A 14,885-nucleotide genomic window follows, 5' to 3' on the forward strand; every position below is an offset into this window, starting at 1 on the left:
AACACGGGGCTGCCGCGGGCGGTGGCGTCACGGGCGCTGTGCAGCCGCGGCCGAGGTTTCCAGCCCGAGGGCCCGGATGCGCGCGGCGGCTGCATTGGCTTGCGATGCCGAGGTGAACGGGCCGGCGCGCACCCGCAGCAGTTCGCGGCCATCTGCCGCGGTGACCGGCTGCGTGCTTGCCGGAATGCTGGCACCGCGCAGCATGCCGTGCGCGCGTTGCGCATTCGCAGGCTCGGCGAAAAGGCCGACGTTGATGTAGAGCTTGCGCGCGGGCACCGCTGCGGAGTCGGTGCGGTCCGCAGTTGGGCGCGAAGCCGCGGGGACGGCTGTGCGGCGGGAGGCGGCGCTGGCCGGTGCCTGGGCCGGCCGGGCCGATGCGGGCGCGGCAGCGGATGCCGCCGGGGACCGCGCAGAGGCGTTGCCAGGCACTGTAGGGGATGACGCGGTGGACGCAGCGGATGCCGGCGCCACGGCCGGAGAGGCCGCTGAAGCTGCCGGGGCGGGACTTGCCATGGCCCGGGGCGCCGCGCTGGCCGCCTGCCGGGGCGGCACGGGCAGGGATGCGGCCGCCGGGCTGGTGCCCGGCGGCACTGCCGCCCGAGAACTTGCCGGTGCAGATGCCGACGCCGGCGCCGACGCCTGCGCTGTGGGAATAGAGGGCCGGGATGCTGCGTCGGTCGGCTCGGCTGCCGATGGTGCGGACATGGGGACCGCAGCGGCGGGAACGGAGGACGGGCCCGCAGTGCCTGCGGCGGCCGATGCGTCCCCGGGCAGGTGGGACGGCGCGTCGGATGCAGGCGCCTGCACGGCGGAAGCAGTGGCCCGTGCGCCCCGTGCGGCGGCAGGCGGAGGGTGGGAGGCGGCGGCAGGCGCCATGGCGGACAGGTCCGCCTGGAACAACAGCAAGGCGGCCAGCAGCAGTGCCAGCATGGCGTTGGCCGCGCCGATCCACACGAGCCTGCGCTGCGTCGGCGCATTTTCCTGCAGCCGCTCCTGGGCCTGGGCGAGCGTGGCGGAGGCCGCGAGCGCCTTGGTGATCCGCTTGCGGATTTCGCCATGGACGATGGCGTTGCCGTAGAGCCCCGGGATCACGGTGGCCGCCAGCAGCACCGCCATGCCCAGGCCGGCGAGCACGGGAAGCGGCCAGGTTCCGGTGTAGCGACCGACCGCGACGGCCAGCAGCGCCAGGCCCTCGAGTGCGGCCACATAGACGAGCGCTGCGCTCCACAGCTGCCGGAACACCATCCAGTTGAGCGTGAGCAACGCGGCTGCCCAGTTCCATCCGGGCAATGTGCGGCCGGCCTCGTCGAAGCGCTCGAAAGCGGGCAGGTACCTCGCCGCGCCGATCGGGCCCAGGGCAGCGCGGTACAGCGCGGCCATGGTGCTTTCCGTGGAGCGTCGGGCAGTGGTGGCGGCGGTGACCGCGTAGGCCGAGGGTGCGGACATGGCCCGGATTCTGGCATGGGCCGCCCGCGGCGCGGCAGGCCGCATGGCAAGGGAAAGCGCGGTTTTGTCGCCGGGCTGGGCGGCGCGGTGTCCGACAGGCAGGTGCCGCGGTGGCTTCCACCATCGTGTGCATGGAGGCGCCCGAATCGCACCTGCCCGGTCCGTTCCCGTGTGGAAAGGTGGGGTGGCGGTGAGCGGCGGGTGCCGCGCCTTTCACGCATCTGCTTGGAAAGAGGTCTGGCAATGGAATCAATCGAAGGCAGCCGGGAGGCCATGCGGCCCCTGGCGGTGGTCACGGGAGCGTCTTCCGGAATCGGCCTGGAGCTGGCGCGGTGTGCCGCCCGGGGCGGCTACAACCTCGTGCTGGCGGCGGATACCCCCCTCAACGGTGCGGCCGACGCGTTGCGTGCCGAAGGTGCGGAGGTCGAGTTCATCCAGGTGGACCTGGCCACGGCCGAAGGGCTGGAAAAGCTCTGGGCGGTCGTTGGCGACCGCATGGTGCATGCGCTCATGGCCAATGCGGGCCACGGCCTGGGCGGAGCCTTCCTGGACCAGCCTTTTGCCGATGTGCGCCATGTGATCGATACCAACGTGACCGGCACGGTATGGCTGGTGCAGCGCGTGGCCCAGCGCATGTGTGCGGCCGGCCGGGGGCGCATCCTCATCACCGGATCGATCGCCGGCTTCCTGCCCGGCAGCTTCCAGGCCGTGTACAACGGCACCAAGGCGTTCGTCGATTCGTTCGCGGCCGCGCTGCGCGACGAACTGCAGGATTGCGGGGTGACGGTGACCTGTCTCATGCCGGGTGTGACCGATACCGCGTTCTTCGAGCGGGCGGGCATGCTGGACACCAAGTTCGGCACCCAGCCCGGCAAGTCCGATCCGGCCGAGGTGGCTCGCACGGGCTACGCCGCGATGGAGGCCGGGGAGGCGGACGTGGTGGTGGGCCTGGGCAACAAGCTGCAGGTGGCCCTGGCGAAGATGGCACCCTCCCAACTGGTCGCGGCCCAGCACCGCAGGATGGCCGAGCCCGGCACGGCCGAACGCTGACGGTGGCGGCAGGGCCGTACGGCGTGGCCGGCCCGGGCAGATCGCTCAGCCGTCAGCATGCTCCAGGGTGTAGAGGCCCACGTCGATGTGCCCCGTGCGGAAGCCGGCTTCGCAATAGCACAGGTAGTACTCCCAGAGCCTGCGGAACGGCTCGTCGAAGCCCAGCGGCTCGATCGACGGCCAGGTGGCCTGGAAGCGCTGGCGCCATTGGGACAGGGTGGTGGCGTAGTCGGGGCCGAAGGTCTCGCTGGAGCGGATGCGCAGGCCCGCGCCCGCGGCCTGGCTGGCGAGCACGGAAGGCGAGGGCAGCATGCCGCCGGGGAAGATGTACCGCTGGATGAAGTCCGCCCCCGAACGGTAGTGGTCGAAGTGGCGGTCCGCGATGGTGATCACCTGCAGTACTGCGCGCCCGCCCGGTCGCAGGCGGTCGCGCAGGGTGGCGAAGTAGGTGGGCCAGTAGGCCTCGCCGACGGCTTCCAGCATCTCGATGGAGACGATGTGGTCGAAGGTGCCGGGCACGTCCCGATAGTCCTGCAGCCGCAGTTCCACGGCATCCTGCAGCCCTGCCTGCCGCATGCGCTCCTGCGCGAAGCGCAGTTGTTCCGAAGACAGCGTGATGCCCGTCACCCGGGCGCCCCGCCGGGCCATGTCCTGCGCCAGCGCACCCCAGCCGCAGCCGATTTCCAGTACCTCGTCGCCGGGTTGCAGTGCCAGGTGCTGCGCGATGCGGTCCAGCTTCACGGCCTGGGCCGCCTCGAGCGATTCCGAGCCCGTGGGATAGATCGCGCTGGAGTAGAGCATCGACGGGTCCAGCCACTGCGCGTAGAAGTCGTTGCCCAGGTCGTAGTGGAAGGCGATGTTGCGCCGGCTTCCGCCGCGCGTGTTGGAGCGCAGCAGGTGGCGCAGCCTGCCGGCCCAGCGTGCCGGCCAGCCGCCTCCAATGGCGCGGCTCCAGGGGGCCTCGTTGCGGCTGCCGCATTCCAGCAGGGCCACGAGGTCCGGCGTGGACCATTCACCCCGGCGGTACCCTTCCGCCAGGCCAAGGTCGCCGCCGGTCAGCAGCCGCCACACGGGTTTCCATCCGTGCAGGACCAGGGCCGCCTGCGGGCCGGGCTCTGCGCCGGCGCCGTGCAGGGCCCTGCCATCCGGCAGGTGTACCGAGAGTGATCCGCAGGCCATGCAGGAGAGCAGCCTGCGCAGCAGGTGCTCCAGAGGCCGGTGCAACCAGGGCCGGGCAGCGGAGCGACGCCCGTGCGGCAGGTGGTGGGCGGAGGATTCCGCGGACAGGCCGCTCGCGGCCTTCGTGGGCGAGGTGGAGGAGGGCGTCATGTTTCTTCGGGGCGGATGATGGTCAGGTGCCGCTCGGGGGCAGGCGGCTTGGCATGGACTTTCACGCCCTTGAGCCAGATCTGCAGCGCTTCCCAGTGGATCGCGCCCATCACCTTCAGCGTGAGCAGGGGATGCGTGAAGAAGGCCCGGGCGAGCGCGCCGTCCGTCAGGGGCCGCAGGTGCAGCCGCCATGCCGCGTGGAGCACGGGGCCGGCGGCGTCGCCGGCCGTCACGCCGAGCGACAGCCTGTCGCCAGGGACCTGCGGGCGCCGCAGGTCGAACGCATAGCGCAGGGACAGGGGCAGGAAGGGCGAGACGTGGAAGGACTTGTCGCATCCATGGCGCTGCCGTGCGTCGTGCGCCTGAGCACCGGGCACTGCCACCAGGTAGCTGTGGCGCTCGCCGAAGGTGTTGTTCACTTCGTAGAGCACCGCGAGCAGGCCGCCGTCGGGCCGGTGGCAGGAATACACCGTGAGCGGGTTGAAGGCGTAACCGAGGATGCGCGGCATGGTCAGCATGCGGATGGGCCCGATCCCGGCCAGGATGCCCGCCGCGGCGAGCTGGCGCTCCACGTGGCTGCGCAGCCTCTCGCCCGTGCCCGCGCCGTAGTCCCGTTCGTGCAGGCTGAAGAGGTTGAACCGGTTGAGGGAGAAGAAGCGCAGCCGGCGCGCCAGTTCCGGCAGCTCATCCACGTCCAGCCAGAGGGCATGGACGCGGTAGCGCAGGCGGTGTCTCGCGGGGCGGTGGCGCTGGTGCGTCACATCCCCGACGCACAGCGCGCTGCCGGGTACCGGCGCGGTCGCGGGAATCATGCGGGGGCTCCGGGTGCATGCGCCGGCGTGCAGTGGATGCGGCCTGACTCATTCGGCACCGACCAGGGGCGCCGGACGCCGCCCAGGGCCTCGGCCACGGCGAGGCCTGCCTGCAGCCCGTCCTCATGGAAGCCCGCGCCGAAATACGCACCGCAGAACCAGGTGCGCCGCTGTCCCTGGAGATTCCACAGCTGCCGCTGGGCGCGCAGCGCGCCGCCGTCGAAGATGGGGTGTTCGTACGTTTGCGTGTGCAGCACGTGGCGGGGATCGGGTTCGCGGACCGGGTTCAGGGTCACGAACAGGGGCAGGTCGTCCGGCAGGTGCTGGAGCCGGTTCATCCAGTAAGTCACGCTCAGGCCGTCGGCCAGGCTGCGGTCGCTGGCGTAGTTCCAGCTGGACCAGACCGCGCGGCGGCGCGGCATCAGGGCCGGGTCGCTGTGCAGCACGGTGCGGTTGCGGCTGTAGCCGAACGCGCCCAGCCAGCGCGACTCCTGGGGCGTGGCATCGGGCAGCAGGCGCAGCGCCTGGTCGGCGTGGGTCGCGATCACCACATGGTCGTGGCGTCGCGATTCCCGTGCGTCGGCGGTGCGGACGTGGATGCCGTCGTCCATGCGGCGCACCTCCACGGCGGGCCGCTCGAGCGACAGTCCGTCCTGTCCCAGGTCGGCCACGAGCTTCTCCACGTAGCGGCGGCTGCCGCCCCGGACCGTGCGCCATGCAGGCCGGTGGCCCAGGTTGAGCAGCTGGTGGTTCTCGCAGAACCGGACGAAAGACTCCGTGGGGTACTCGCCGATGCGTGCGGCGGGGGTGGACCAGATGGCTGCCGCCATGGGGTAGAGGTGGTCTTCGCGGAAGGCACGGCCGAAGCCGCGGCGGTCTAGGTATTCATCCAGCGGCAGCAGGCCCATCTGCTGTGCGTCGCCCGGGGCGAGCCGGTAGAAGCGCACCAGGTCCCGGAGCATGGACCAGAAGCGCGGGCGCAGCAGGTTGGTGCGCTGCGCGAACAGGCCGGACAGGCCGGAGCCGGAATATTCCAGCGCCCCGCCGTCCATGCTCACCCCGAACGACATGTCCGTGGCAACGGTTTCCACTCCGAGGTGCGCGAAGAGGGCCGTGAGGTTGGGGTAGGCCGATTCGTTGTAGACGATGAAGCCGGTATCGACGGCCATGGGGCCCGCCGGCCCTTGCACATCCACCGTGTGGCTGTGGCCCCCGGGCCGGGCATCCGCCTCGTACACGGTCACCCGGTGGCGGCTGGCCAGCAGCCAGGCTGCGGACAGGCCGGAGATGCCGCTGCCGATGACGGCGATATCGAGCGGGCCGTTGCGGGGTGCCCCGCCTGCGGAGCCGCCGCCAGCGGCGGACATGTCTGGTGTCGTTCTCATTGGAATCCTCGGATGCTGCCGTGCTGTACGCATCTGCCGGGCTCTTGGATTGCGATGCCGCGGGGCGTGATCTAATCCGCCCATCGCTGCGTAATGGCAGCATCATGACCATCGTCCGCAAGCCCCTGGCAGAGCAGCCTCCCGCGAGGACCGCTTCCACTCTGCCTCCCTACCTGTCGATTGTGTCGAAGTATCACACTGAAGGACTGCCTTCATCACCTTCGTCGGAAGCGTGGATCGCGCTGGTGCGTGCCGTGGCCGACCACGGTGACCGGCAGGCCTTCGCGGCGCTTTTCAAGCATTTCGCCCCGCGGGTGAAGGCCTACTTGATGCGCCTCGGCCTGGCGGAGGGCGTGGCGGAAGACCTCGCGCAGGAAGCGATGGTCAATCTCTGGCGCAGGGCGGGCACCTTCGATCCTGCCCATGCGGGTGTCTCCACCTGGGTGTTCACCATCGCGCGGAACCTGCGCATCGACCATCTGCGCCGCAAGTCCAACCAGTTGTCCGACAGCGACGAGGGGCTCGACATCGCCATGGACGACGATGGCCCCGAGGAGCTGACCTACGCCGCCCAGTGCGAAAGCGATGTGCGGCGGGCGATCGAATCGCTCGCCCCCGAACAGGCGCAGGTGCTGCGCCGCTCCTTCTTCGAGGACCAGCCCCACGCCCGGATCGCCGAGGACCTCGGCATCCCGCTGGGGACCGTGAAATCCCGCGTACGCCTGGCCGTACGCCACCTGCGCCGCCTGCTCGGCGCCCATGCGCCATGACGATCCACCACCACCCTGGAGATGACCTGCTCCTCGACCTGGCCGCGGGACGGTTGCCGCCGGAGCCTGCGCTGCTGGCTGCGGTACATGCCGAGATGTGTCCGCAATGCGGACAGCGCCTGAGGGCCCTGGAGGCCGTGGGCGGCGTGTTGCTGGAATCCCTGCCGCCCCGGACGCTGAGGCCCGACGCGCTTGCCCGCGTGCTGGGGGCCATCGATGCCCTCCCGGGGGACGAGGGGCGCCGCCCGGGTGCGGCCACCACGCCCGTGGCGGGCGGCCCCGACTGGCCTGCAGGAGCAGCGTGGCCGCAGGCCCTGCGCGGCATGGCGTTTTCGCCCTGGAAATGGATTGCCCCGGGCATGCGCTGGAGTCGTCCGCTCCTGCCGCCGTCCGGTGACGTGAACGTGTTCCTGCTGCGCATCGGACCTGGCCGCAGCCTGCCTGCCCATACCCATGGCGGGCTCGAATGGACGCAGGTGCTGCACGGCGCCTTCCATGACGGACATGCGTTGTTCGGCGCGGGGGATTTCGATGCTGCCGACGACAACGTGCACCACCAGCCGGTGGTGCAGGGGCCGGGTGACTGCATCTGCCTGGCGGCCGTCGATGGCCGCCTGCGCTTCGACGGGATGCTGGCGCGGCTGGCGGGCAGCCTGGTGGGCATGTAGGACCGGCCCGGGAAGGCCGGAGCCCCAGGCCTTCAGGCCGATGCGGGTGGAAACCACCGGAGGACGACCGCGCAGGCGATCGCGCTGGCGGCCCCGGTGGCGACCGTGCCCCAGGCCATGTCCATGGCGGTGACATGCCAGGGCCAATCCCGCAACACGGCCTGGTTGGTCAGCCCGAAGGTGGCATAGGCCACCAGCCCGAGTGCGGCGCCCAGGCCCAGGGCCTGCTGCCAGCTTTGCTTTTCCACGCCCGGCACGACGGCGAAAAAGACCATGCCCGCCACGTACAGCAGGTAGAACACCACCGCGGGGGCGAACGAGACGCCCTCCTGCATGAGGTGCCCTATGTTGGGACGGTACAGGCGCTGGGCCATGGTGCCGAGCCACACCGAGTCCAGCGCGAGGAAGGCGAGGGCGGTGGCGGCGTAGGCGATGGCATAGGTGCGTGGCATGGTCGGCTTTCAGAGGGTGGAAACGGAAGGGAGTGCGGTGGTGCGCGGGGCGTGCGGATGCCGTCAGGGCAGCCGGTAGCTGAGCTTGCGCCCGCCCTGCACGGTGGAATCCAGCCCCACCCACTCTCCGGTATCGGTGGCATACCAGACGTCGATGGGGTTGCGGGGCCCTGTGATGCGCCAGCGCGTCGCTGCGCGGGGCTGGCCGCGCACAGTGATCGAGCCGTCTTCCTCCCGGGATATCTGCACCGGCTCGAGCTTCCCGCTCTGCGGGTCCAGCAGTTGCCGGGAATCCAGGATGGCCGGATTCCAATAGGCGAAGCTGCGCGTACAGGGGGTGTTCGGCGCCAATTCCTGGCGCACCGTGCTGCGTTCGCCGTCGTCGTCGGTGTCGGCCGCGATGCGTCTCAGGCAGTTGCCACGCCACTGCTCCCGGGCTTCGTGCCGGTAACGGTACACCGCGATGCCCAGCACTTTCACCGTGAAGCGCGCGGAGCTTTCCAGCTGGCGGCTGCCGCCCTCCAGGGCGCCGAGCCGGAACCGGTGCTCTCCGATCGTGCTGCCGTCCAGCGACACGGTGAAGCTCCATTGCTGCTCCGTCGCACCCTGCGCATGGGCACTCGCCGTGGCTGCGGCCAGCAGCAGTCCGGGCACCAGCCTCCACGCCAGCACGGCGGCCCGCAGGAGGCGGCGGGGGCGTGCGGGCCCGTTCACGAGGGCCTCCCGGACCGCGGCGGCATCGGGATGAAAGCGCTCGTGCGGCGCTGGTACTCCCGGTAGGCCGGCCTGCGCGAGTGCATGTCCTTTTCGAGCAGCGCCACCCCGGAGACCCGCAGGAGCAGGGTGGTCATGAGCAGGGGCGAGACGATGGTCCAGAACGCCGGAATGCCGGCCACGCCGAGGGCCGCCAGCCACAGGCCCCACCACACGCAGGCCTCGCCGAAGTAGTTGGGGTGCCGGGTGTAGCGCCACAGGCCCTGGTCCATCACCCGGTCCCCACGCCCGCCCTGGCGCTTGAACCGCGCCATCTGCGCATCCCCCACGGCCTCGAACACCAGGCCGAAGACGGCGAGTGCCAGGCCGGGCAGGGCCAGCCAGGCAGTGCCCGGGCGGGGGAACGCCACTGCGGCGAAAAGCGGGGCGGATACCACCCACGCCAGCACCGACTGCAGGCCGTACACCAGGTAGAGGCTCCTGATCCCGAAGCGCTCGCCGTGGCGCTCCCGCATGGCTTGGTAGCGTCGGTCCTCCCCGTGGCCCCAGTTGCGCAGCGTGATGTAGACGGCGAGCCGGGCTGCCCAGGCAGCGGCCACGCCGACGACCCACCAGGGCGCCCCGTCCCCGGATGCGGAGTCCAGCCGCAGGGCATACACCACGCCGGCCCCGGCGATCATCGGGCCCCAGACCCGGTCCACCAGGCTCGCATCGCGGCGGGCCAGGCTGACCGCCCAGGTGGCCAGAGCCACGGCGATGGTCCATGCCAGGCCGCCCAGCGCGGCCTGCCAGGCGTCCGTGCCAAGGAAATTTGCCATGCCGGCCTCCTGCCCTGTCAGGCCGCGCCCTGCGCGGGCCGCTTGTCGAACAGGTAGTGGCTGACCCACCACTGCTGGCCTTCGCCATAGGCGAAGAGTTCCTCGACGGCCAGGAAGAAGAGCCGCCAGCGCGTCCACCAGGTGTCCGCCTCGTGGCCATACACCTGCCTGAACAGCGGCTGGAGCTCTGCGTGGTGCGCGTCCATGTTGTCCAGCCACGCCCGCGATGTCTTCGCGTAGTGGGTGCCGTCCCATCGCCAGCGCCGCGCAACGCGCAGGTCGTCCTGGCAGTGCAGGGCCAGGTCGTCGCTGGGCATCATGCCGCCCGAGAAGAAATGCTCGCTCATCCAGTCGCTGGCGTCCCGGGCGACGAACGGGTAGGGCGCCTCCCGGTGGGTGAACACGTGCATGAAGAAGCGGCCGTCGTCGGCCAGCCAGCGTGCCACGTGCGAGAAGGCGCGGGGCCAGTTGCGCAGGTGCTCGAACATTTCCACCGACACGATCCGGTCGAAGCGCTCCGGGGTGTCGAAGACGTTGAAGTCGCAGGTCTGCACGCGCACATTGCGCAGCCCACGGCGCGCGGCTGCGGCCTCGATGTACTGGCGCTGTGAGTGCGAGTTGGAAATGGCCGTGATCGTGCTGGCAGGGTACCGCGCGGCCATCCACAGCGTCAGCGAGCCCCAGCCGCAGCCCAGCTCCAGGATGCGCTGCCCGTCTTGCAGGCCGGCATGTTCGCAAGTCTCGGCGAGGGCGGCCTCCTCGGCCTGCTCCAGGGTCGTGGTGCCGGCCGGCCAGAGGCAGCTGCTGTACTTGCGGTGGGGACCGAGCACCTTGCCGAAGAATTCCGCCGGCACCTCGTAATGCTGCGCGTTGGCTTTCTCTGGAACCAGGGCCAGCGGCGCCGAACGGATGCGCTCCAGGAAGGCCTGGGTCTGCTCCGCCGCGGACACCCCGTCGCCGCTGCGCAGTTCTGCGAGCCGGTCTTTCAGCAGCCGGCGGATGCCGTGCCGTACGAGCCGGTCGGGCAGCAGGCCCCGTTCGACGAGGCGGATGGCGGTGGCGGTGTTCTGCAGCATGCGAGGGGCTCCGGCGTGCGGCGTGCCGGATGGCCCGCCTGGTTCCGGCCTGTACGCGGCGGCCCCCGTTTTGGATTGCAGGCGCGCCGGCATCCCGTGGCTGCCATCGCGGGTTCAGGTCTTGGTGCCGGTGGCGCCGTCGAGCACCATGCGCACGCGCCGGGCGAGATCCGCCAGGCGGTAGGGCTTCTTCAGGATCTCGAATTCGCTGGGCGCGACGTTGGCGAGGCTGCCCATGTCGCGGTCGAAGCCGGTGGTCAGCAGGATATGGATGCCCGCCACCGTCTTGCGCATCTCGCGGGCCAGCTCGTAGCCGTTCAGGCCGCCGGGCATCACCACGTCGGTGAAGAGCAGGTGCGGCAGCGCGGAAGGCTCCAGCGAGCGCACGAGCTTGAGGGCCGCGTGCGCGCTGTGCGCCACGTGGACCGTGTATCCCAGGCCTTCCAGCATGGCCTGGGCGAGGTCGGCCACCTCGACACGGTCGTCCACGACCAGCACGGTTTCCGTGCCGCCGCGCGCATGGGGGGCGAGCGACTCCACCAGTTCGGGGTGCGCGCGCCCGTGGACGGCCGGGAAGTACATGCGCACCGTTGTGCCCACGCCGACTTCCGAATAGATCGTGACGGCACCGCCCGATTGCTTGGCGAAACCGTACACCATGGACAGCCCCAGGCCGGTGCCCTTGCCTTCTTCCTTGGTGGTGAAGAATGGATCCATCACGCGCGGCACCATGTCGGCAGGGATGCCCAAGCCGGTGTCGGTGACCGACAGGGTGGCATAGCGGCCCGGCGGCAGGCCGGAGAAGGCATGGCCGTCCTGGGCGTGCAGCTCGATGCCCCGCGTCTCGACCCGGATGCGGCCCCCGCTGGGCATGGCATCGCGGGAGTTGAGCAGCAGGTTGAGCACCGCCACCTCCAGTTGCGTGGTGTCCAGTTCGCAGTTGGGTACGTCGTCACCGAGCTCGTAGTCGATCTGGATTTCTTCGCCGAGCGTGCGCTCGGCCAGCGAGGCCATGCCCGTGGCCATCGCGTTCAGGCTGACGACCCGGCCCTGGAGCTTCTGCTTGCGCGAGAACGCCAGCAACTGCTGAGTGAGCGTGGAGGCCTTGCTGACGGCGCTGCGGATGCTGTCGATGGAGCGGTCGATGTCCTCGCGGGCGAGCTTCTGGCTGCGGTTGCGCACGCGCATCACGTCCAGATGGCCGGACATGACCTGCAGCAGGTTGTTGAAATCGTGCGAGATGCCGCCGGTCAGCTGGCCGAGCGCTTCCATCTTCTGCGCCTGCGACAGCGCTTCCTCGGCGTCGCGGCGCCGGCTCACGTCGAGCTGGGAGGCAAAGAAATAGACGAGTTCGCCGCGGGAGTTGTACACGGGCGAGATGAACAGCGCATTCCAGAACGTGGAGCCGTCCTTGCGGTAGTTGAGCAGTTCCAGCGAGATCTCGCGCCGCTGCTCAATGGCTTCGCGCAGGGCCGCGACGGTGTTGCGGTCGGTGGCGGGGCCCTGAAGGAACCGGCAGTTGTGCCCGAGGATGTCCTGCGGCTGGTAGCCCGTCATCGAAATGAAGGCGCGGTTGCAGAACACGATGGGGTTGTCGGGCTGGCGGGGGTCGGTGACCAGCATCGGCATTCGCGTGGTTTCGATGGCCGCGAAAAAGATGTCGTCCTTGTGCTCTGCGACTTCGGCCGGGGCGCCTTCCGCGACGACGGGGCGTGCCTGGCCGGTGATGGGGGGCTTCTCGCTGCTCATCAGGCGGACTATACGGACAAACCGCCTTCCTGCACATTTCCCCCGGTGGCGCCCGCCTGTAGGCGCAGGCGCCGCCCACTGCAGCTGGCGGCGGCGTCCTACGCGGGCACATGGCACAGCGAATTCAGCGACCTGCTCGCGGCATGCCGGCAATTGCCCGGGGCGCGCGGGGAACTCGCCCGCCTCATGGCCCCCCGGCCGCGCGACCTGACCCTGCTCAAGCCCTGCCATTCCGCATTCCAGTCCACGCCGCTGCTGCACCTGCTGCGGCAGATGGGGACGCGCCGCGTCATCGTCGCAGGCCTTGCCGCGGACATGTGCGTGATGCTGAGCGCCACCGATGCACGGATGCTCGGCTACGACGTCTGGGTGTCCGGGGATTGCACCGCCGCCGAAACCCCCACGCGCAAGCGCAGCGCCCTGCGGCAGCTGGACGAGGCCTTTCAGTGCGACGTGCTGCCCGGAAACCTGCTGTGACAGTTCCGGCAGGGGCGGCAGGGCTTGTCCTACGCCCAGGCCGCAGGGGGCCGCCCAGCATGGATGCATCGCAATGGCATTGCAGAGGAAACCATGAAGCCTGACGACACCTCCAACCCGAACCTGCCCGACACTTCCCGCGAAGCGATCGCGGCTTCCGGGCCGGAACGCCGGCGCGACACCGGCCACTACGACCAGTACGGCATGCGCGACGACGCCCGTCCCGCCGCCACCCCCGCCGGCGCGGAGAACCTCGCCACCGGCGAAGGCGCGCGCCGGTTCGGCGCCAGCGGCGACGAGAGCACCTACGGCAACCGCGAGCGCCAGCGTCCCGGCGACCAGCATTCGGACCGGCTGCAGACCGGGCCGATCGCATCGGTCGATTCCTCCGGCTCGGCACGGGGCCTGGGGCTCGACTACGGCGGCGACCAGCCCGATGGGCCCATGCCGTCCTCCCGCCAGGGTGCGGCGCTGACCGGCGAGACGCGCGACCGCGGACACCAGCATTGACCGGCACGGCCGGCCTGCACGATGCGTGAAGACACCTTGCCGCCAGGCCGCAGCCTGCGCCCGCTGGCCTGGGCCGGTGGCTGCATCGGCTTCAGCCTGGGCGGCTTCTTCGACGGCATCCTGCTGCACCAAGTGCTGCAGTGGCACCACCTGCTGAGTCGCGTGCGCTCCCCCGTGCTGGAAGACATCCGCGCGCAGATCCTGGCGGACGGGCTGTTCCATGCCCTGATGTATGTCATCGCGGCCGCCGGGCTGTGGCGGCTGTGGAAGGCGCGTGACCTGCTCGCCGCAGCCGGCGCGGACCGGCGCCTGGCCGGCAGTGCCTTGCTCGGCTTCGGGCTCTGGCACCTGCTGGACGCCGTGCTGTCGCACTGGCTGCTGGGCCTGCACCGCGTGCGCGACGCGGCGGAGATACCGCTGCTGTGGGACATCGGCTGGCTGGCGGTATTCGGTCTGGTGCCGCTGTGGTTGGGCTGGGGCCTGCTGAAATCCCTGCCGGGAGGCCGCGGAAGCGGCCCTGGCGGTGATGGCCGCCGCATGCCCGCGGACCGTCCCGCTGCGCAGCCGGCCATGCGGGGCTCCAGCCCCGGTGTGGCGCATCGCTGGCTGGCCGCCGTGCTGCTGGTCGGTGGCGCAGCGCTGGCCTCGCTGTGGCCGCAGGGCGACCGGGGCGGCGATGTGATGGTGCTGTTCCGGCCGGGAATTTCCGCGGCCGACGCCATGGGGCGCCTTTCCGCTGCCGATGCGCGCGTGGTCTGGGCGGACCGGTCCGGAGCGCTGTGGGCCGTGCGCGTGGACGACCCTGCGCAGGCTGGCCGCCTGTACCGGCAGGGCGCCTGGCTGGTGAGCGATTCGCGGCTGCGCTGGGGATGCTTTTCCTGGATGGGCGCCGGGCCTTCCGCGTGAGCGCGGGCATTCCTTTCCCTTCCTTTCCCCTTTCCTTTCCTTTTCATCACTGCAAGAAGGAGCATTCCATGAACCACCGCCACCTGATGATTTCCGCCTCCGTCGCCCTGGCGTGCGTCGCCTACGCTGCCGGAGCCGCCGCGCAATCCCAGCCGCCGGCCCAGTCGCCCACCCACGAGCAGCCCCGGGCCGGCGCCGCCCGGGCCGTGGACGGCGCGGAAGGGCAGGCGTCGCGCCTCACGCGGGCGGACAAGTCCTTCCTGGACGATGCCGCCCACAACGGCCATGCCGAGGTCAAGAGCAGCCAGCTGGCGCTGCAGAAAGCCCGAAACCCCAAGGTGCGCGCCTTCGCGCAGCAGATGGTGGACGACCACACCAAAGCCAACCAGGAACTGGCCGCCCTCGCCGCCGGGAAGAACGTGCGCGTGCCCGAAGGGCCGTCGCTGATGCAGGAAGGCAAGCTCAAGCTGCTGGGCACCGCCGACGGCACGGACTTCGACAAGCGCTACATGGAGAGCATGGGGCTGCAGGCGCACCGGGACACGATCGAGCTTTTCGAGAAGGGTGCCCGGGATGCGCGTGACCCGGAGGTAAAGGCTTTCGCGCAGAAGACGCTGCCGAAGCTGAAGCAGCATCTGGAGATGGCGCAGCAGGTGGCGGGGGAGGTGGGGGTGAGCGGGGACAAGGTGGATGCCGCCCGCAAGCCGTAGTCTGGTGCCGATC

General features: G+C 70.5%; 16 protein-coding genes. 7 read left to right on the top strand and 9 right to left on the bottom strand.

Annotation, left to right across the window (positions count from 1 at the left end; genetic code table 11):
* Positions 1–27: 27 nt before the first annotated feature.
* Positions 28–1,446 (bottom strand): SPOR domain-containing protein, encoded by a 1,419-nt coding sequence (locus tag T336_RS0109515; protein ID WP_026432356.1) that lies wholly within the window; start codon positions 1,444–1,446, stop codon positions 28–30.
* Between the two features lie 243 nt (positions 1,447–1,689).
* Here T336_RS0109515 and T336_RS0109520 point away from each other — a divergent pair, with 243 nt between their 5' ends.
* Positions 1,690–2,496 (top strand): SDR family NAD(P)-dependent oxidoreductase, encoded by an 807-nt coding sequence (locus T336_RS0109520; RefSeq protein WP_019702234.1) that lies wholly within the window; start codon positions 1,690–1,692, stop codon positions 2,494–2,496.
* A 45-nt stretch (positions 2,497–2,541) separates the two neighbouring features.
* Here the strand turns inward: T336_RS0109520 and T336_RS0109525 are convergent, their stop codons facing one another.
* From T336_RS0109525 to T336_RS0109535, 3 genes are read right to left on the bottom strand one after another with little or no spacing between them, the layout of a single operon-like run.
* Positions 2,542–3,825, bottom strand: a complete 1,284-nt coding sequence (locus tag T336_RS0109525) for an SAM-dependent methyltransferase (RefSeq protein WP_026432357.1) — start codon at positions 3,823–3,825, stop codon at positions 2,542–2,544.
* On the bottom strand, positions 3,822–4,637 hold the full coding sequence (locus T336_RS0109530; RefSeq protein WP_019702232.1) for a DUF1365 domain-containing protein: 816 nt from the start codon (positions 4,635–4,637) through the stop codon (positions 3,822–3,824). The genes T336_RS0109525 and T336_RS0109530 overlap by 4 nt, the downstream gene beginning before the upstream one ends.
* Positions 4,634–6,022: an NAD(P)/FAD-dependent oxidoreductase gene (locus tag T336_RS0109535; RefSeq protein WP_026432358.1), complete on the bottom strand. Its 1,389-nt coding sequence runs from the start codon at positions 6,020–6,022 to the stop codon at positions 4,634–4,636. The genes T336_RS0109530 and T336_RS0109535 overlap by 4 nt, the downstream gene beginning before the upstream one ends.
* Before the next feature lie 104 nt (positions 6,023–6,126).
* Between T336_RS0109535 and T336_RS0109540 the strand changes: the two genes are divergently transcribed.
* Together T336_RS0109540 and T336_RS0109545 are read left to right on the top strand one after the other, a co-directional pair.
* Positions 6,127–6,792, top strand: a complete 666-nt coding sequence (locus tag T336_RS0109540) for a sigma-70 family RNA polymerase sigma factor (RefSeq protein WP_013595868.1) — start codon at positions 6,127–6,129, stop codon at positions 6,790–6,792.
* Entirely contained in the window at positions 6,789–7,460 is a 672-nt protein-coding gene (locus tag T336_RS0109545) for a ChrR family anti-sigma-E factor (protein WP_026432359.1), read from the top strand. Before T336_RS0109540 ends, T336_RS0109545 begins: the two co-directional genes overlap by 4 nt.
* A gap of 32 nt (positions 7,461–7,492) precedes the next feature.
* Here T336_RS0109545 and T336_RS0109550 read toward each other — a convergent pair whose 3' ends face one another.
* From T336_RS0109550 to T336_RS0109570, 5 genes are all read right to left on the bottom strand, one after another.
* Positions 7,493–7,912: a DUF2177 family protein gene (locus tag T336_RS0109550; protein ID WP_019702229.1), complete on the bottom strand. Its 420-nt coding sequence runs from the start codon at positions 7,910–7,912 to the stop codon at positions 7,493–7,495.
* A gap of 63 nt (positions 7,913–7,975) precedes the next feature.
* Complete coding sequence (locus tag T336_RS0109555) at positions 7,976–8,626, bottom strand: DUF6134 family protein (RefSeq protein ID WP_026432360.1); 651 nt, start codon at positions 8,624–8,626, stop codon at positions 7,976–7,978.
* A complete protein-coding gene (locus tag T336_RS0109560; RefSeq protein ID WP_026432361.1) occupies positions 8,623–9,444 on the bottom strand; it encodes a DUF1295 domain-containing protein in 822 nt (273 codons plus the stop codon). The genes T336_RS0109555 and T336_RS0109560 overlap by 4 nt, the downstream gene beginning before the upstream one ends.
* 17 nt (positions 9,445–9,461) lie before the next feature.
* A complete protein-coding gene (locus T336_RS0109565) occupies positions 9,462–10,520 on the bottom strand; it encodes an SAM-dependent methyltransferase (RefSeq protein WP_019702226.1) in 1,059 nt (352 codons plus the stop codon).
* Between the two features lie 114 nt (positions 10,521–10,634).
* On the bottom strand, positions 10,635–12,269 hold the full coding sequence (locus T336_RS0109570) for a hybrid sensor histidine kinase/response regulator (RefSeq protein WP_026432362.1): 1,635 nt from the start codon (positions 12,267–12,269) through the stop codon (positions 10,635–10,637).
* A 45-nt stretch (positions 12,270–12,314) separates the two neighbouring features.
* Between T336_RS0109570 and T336_RS24955 the strand changes: the two genes are divergently transcribed.
* The 4 genes from T336_RS24955 (at position 12,315) to T336_RS0109590 (ending at position 14,872) form a co-directional block, all read left to right on the top strand.
* On the top strand, positions 12,315–12,746 hold the full coding sequence (locus T336_RS24955; protein ID WP_244883909.1) for a cysteine hydrolase family protein: 432 nt from the start codon (positions 12,315–12,317) through the stop codon (positions 12,744–12,746).
* Positions 12,747–12,839: 93 nt separating this feature from the next.
* Positions 12,840–13,256, top strand: coding sequence for a hypothetical protein (locus tag T336_RS0109580; RefSeq protein WP_026432364.1), 417 nt, complete (start codon positions 12,840–12,842; stop codon positions 13,254–13,256).
* Between the two features lie 21 nt (positions 13,257–13,277).
* Positions 13,278–14,162, top strand: a complete 885-nt coding sequence (locus T336_RS0109585; RefSeq protein WP_026432365.1) for a DUF2243 domain-containing protein — start codon at positions 13,278–13,280, stop codon at positions 14,160–14,162.
* Positions 14,163–14,230: 68 nt separating this feature from the next.
* Complete coding sequence (locus T336_RS0109590; protein ID WP_026432366.1) at positions 14,231–14,872, top strand: DUF4142 domain-containing protein; 642 nt, start codon at positions 14,231–14,233, stop codon at positions 14,870–14,872.
* The last annotated feature ends 13 nt before the right edge of the window (positions 14,873–14,885 follow it).

The organism is Paracidovorax oryzae ATCC 19882 (assembly GCF_000687165.1).
Taxonomy (GTDB): Bacteria; Pseudomonadota; Gammaproteobacteria; order Burkholderiales; family Burkholderiaceae_C; genus Paracidovorax; species Paracidovorax oryzae.

Excerpts from the sequence above, each read along its gene's own strand:
- T336_RS0109545 (WP_026432359.1), top strand. The coding sequence starts at position 6,789 with ATGACGATCCACCACCACCCTGGAGATGACCTGCTCCTCGACCTGGCC.
- T336_RS0109570 (WP_026432362.1), bottom strand. The coding sequence starts at position 12,269 with ATGAGCAGCGAGAAGCCCCCCATCACCGGCCAGGCACGCCCCGTCGTC.
- T336_RS0109535 (WP_026432358.1), bottom strand. The coding sequence starts at position 6,022 with ATGAGAACGACACCAGACATGTCCGCCGCTGGCGGCGGCTCCGCAGGC.
- T336_RS0109550 (WP_019702229.1), bottom strand. The coding sequence starts at position 7,912 with ATGCCACGCACCTATGCCATCGCCTACGCCGCCACCGCCCTCGCCTTC.
- T336_RS0109530 (WP_019702232.1), bottom strand. The coding sequence starts at position 4,637 with ATGATTCCCGCGACCGCGCCGGTACCCGGCAGCGCGCTGTGCGTCGGG.
- T336_RS0109525 (WP_026432357.1), bottom strand. The coding sequence starts at position 3,825 with ATGACGCCCTCCTCCACCTCGCCCACGAAGGCCGCGAGCGGCCTGTCC.
- T336_RS0109590 (WP_026432366.1), top strand. The coding sequence starts at position 14,231 with ATGAACCACCGCCACCTGATGATTTCCGCCTCCGTCGCCCTGGCGTGC.
- T336_RS0109515 (WP_026432356.1), bottom strand. The coding sequence starts at position 1,446 with ATGTCCGCACCCTCGGCCTACGCGGTCACCGCCGCCACCACTGCCCGA.
- T336_RS0109585 (WP_026432365.1), top strand. The coding sequence starts at position 13,278 with ATGCGTGAAGACACCTTGCCGCCAGGCCGCAGCCTGCGCCCGCTGGCC.
- T336_RS0109560 (WP_026432361.1), bottom strand. The coding sequence starts at position 9,444 with ATGGCAAATTTCCTTGGCACGGACGCCTGGCAGGCCGCGCTGGGCGGC.
- T336_RS0109540 (WP_013595868.1), top strand. The coding sequence starts at position 6,127 with ATGACCATCGTCCGCAAGCCCCTGGCAGAGCAGCCTCCCGCGAGGACC.
- T336_RS0109520 (WP_019702234.1), top strand. The coding sequence starts at position 1,690 with ATGGAATCAATCGAAGGCAGCCGGGAGGCCATGCGGCCCCTGGCGGTG.
- T336_RS0109580 (WP_026432364.1), top strand. The coding sequence starts at position 12,840 with ATGAAGCCTGACGACACCTCCAACCCGAACCTGCCCGACACTTCCCGC.
- T336_RS0109565 (WP_019702226.1), bottom strand. The coding sequence starts at position 10,520 with ATGCTGCAGAACACCGCCACCGCCATCCGCCTCGTCGAACGGGGCCTG.